This is a genomic window from Shewanella sp. 4t3-1-2LB, from assembly GCF_017368415.1.
Classification (GTDB): domain Bacteria; phylum Pseudomonadota; class Gammaproteobacteria; order Enterobacterales; family Shewanellaceae; genus Shewanella; species Shewanella fodinae.
Genome location: NZ_JAFNJD010000098.1, coordinates 1 through 1877 on the forward strand (window position 1 = coordinate 1; position 1877 = coordinate 1877).

2 protein-coding genes and 1 pseudogene are annotated in these 1877 nt (G+C 39.9%); all 3 read left to right on the forward strand.

The window, feature by feature from the left end:
* The first annotated feature begins 112 nt into the window (after positions 1–112).
* On the forward strand, positions 113–400 hold the full coding sequence (yafN, locus tag J3L11_RS18695) for a type I toxin-antitoxin system antitoxin YafN (RefSeq protein ID WP_207571966.1): 288 nt from the start codon (positions 113–115) through the stop codon (positions 398–400).
* A 26-nt stretch (positions 401–426) separates the two neighbouring features.
* Positions 427–941: pseudogene (locus J3L11_RS18700) on the forward strand (DUF4172 domain-containing protein); the annotation flags it as partial.
* A 344-nt stretch (positions 942–1285) separates the two neighbouring features.
* Complete coding sequence (locus J3L11_RS18705) at positions 1286–1783, forward strand: hypothetical protein (protein WP_207571967.1); 498 nt, start codon at positions 1286–1288, stop codon at positions 1781–1783.
* Positions 1784–1877 lie beyond the last annotated feature (94 nt).

Genomic DNA, 1877 nt, shown 5'->3' on the forward strand with positions numbered 1-1877 from the left:
ACGCAGCTAATCATCGTTCGACGGTTTAAGACAAACAGTTACTCCGTTTTGAAAAGTACAAAATTTTGTATAAAATATTATACATATATTAGCACTTGAAAGACGAATCACTATGCCTACTCAATCTATTTTCGCAGAAAAAACCGTTTCAATATCAGAACTTAGAAAAAAGCCTATTGATTACTTTATTGATGAGCCAGTGGCGGTTTTATTCAATAATAAAACCGCTGGATATATGATGAGTGCCGAACTATATGAGCAAATGGTTCGTCTTTTAGAGGCGACGTCTAAAACTTCCCAGTTCCGTCCTTCAAAGGCGAGACTTGATCAAATTGCTTCCGATGGTGCAATCAAATTGTTTAGTGCAGAAGATGACGAACTTGGGGAGTTTGTTGAGTGATCCGCGTATTTAAAAGTCTCGTACTGATTACGCTGCATCCTCTTGATGATGGTAATGGCAGAATAACCCGCTTATTAACCGATTTAGCGTTGTCTCAAGCCGAAGAACAGTCCGTACGGTTCTATGCGATGTCAGTTAGCATACTTGCAAAACGTCATAGCTATTATGAAATATTAGAGCAAACACAAAGAGGAAATATGGACATCACTCCCTGGATTGTGTGGTTCTTAAATACGTTAGAAGAAACCTTTGCAAATGCACTTAAGCAAATAGATGCGACTGCTATTGGTTGCGAGTAGATCAAAGTAAACTGCTGCCGGTGCAAGTAAAAGTATTAAACAGAATGTTAGATGGGGATTTTGAAGAAGGGATAAATACCAGCCAATATCACAAGGTAGCAAAATTCAGTAAGCCTACGGCAACGCGCCATTTAGCTTCACTTGTTGAACTAGAATGTTTAATGAAATCTGATTCAGGTGGACGCAGCACAAGATATTTTCTCCCGCGTAAATTTAAAGCCGAAGCGCTGAATCTCGCTTAGAAGATTAGTGTAGCCGCCGCAGCACTTAGCTTAATCTTTACGAGTCACATCTCTACAATTGGCGTGCTATTGCTGAGAAAAAATCCAACAATGAATAGCCACTACTCTGTTTAAATTTGATTCAACCCCTTGAATGCCTGACAAAAGATTACCGATCTCTTGACTTCACACTCAATCTCGCTTAGCCTAGAAACAAGGCTATTAGCGTTAGCCCGTCACCCGCTTTAAACAAAGCTTATAAAAGTAACGCTCCGTAAAATTCAGCTATATCTCTACCAACCAACTTTTTTTATCCACTTCAGCGGGTGGAAGTAGATCTTATACATCGGTTTGGGAGACGTTAGATGAATTATAAGTACACACCACGATTCACCCCCTGTGCCCGTAGCATCCAAGTATTAAAGGGCGAAGCCAGCACGATAAAAAAATCAACAGAATCAATGTCTCACAGAGATTCCCTCGATTCTGTAGCCAAATTGTATGGCTATTCAAACTGGAACGAAATAATCAACTCTAAGAACCCCTTTCGAGACAAGTTCTTTGCTGAAATGTATAGCCGGAAAGGCAAATCGACATGGAAAGACATCTACAAAAATTACTTAAAGACAAAAGAACTAACTGACTGTGCGGACTCGTTTCGAATGTTCGTAGTAGAGCATTATAAATCTTTTGAGAAACTGGGTATTAATAACATAGCTCGCACGGGAACGCGTATTGACGATGATGTTTTACTACAAGAACTCGTTGATCACTTACAAGCAAAAAGTATCGCTGGCTTTTTACCTCAGAACCTTCCCAGCTACCTATTAAACCGTCATTCCGCAGCTAATTCCAGAATTTAAATAGCGTGATCTGGCGATCAGTTTTTCATAAAAACCACGGCACCATCTTGACCGCGATCGACAGTTTTGATCTATTGCTGCTATTTGACGGTCT

Coding starts and splice junctions, on each gene's coding strand:
- yafN (WP_207571966.1), top strand. CDS start 113: ATGCCTACTCAATCTATTTTCGCAGAAAAAACCGTTTCAATATCAGAA.
- J3L11_RS18705 (WP_207571967.1), top strand. CDS start 1,286: ATGAATTATAAGTACACACCACGATTCACCCCCTGTGCCCGTAGCATC.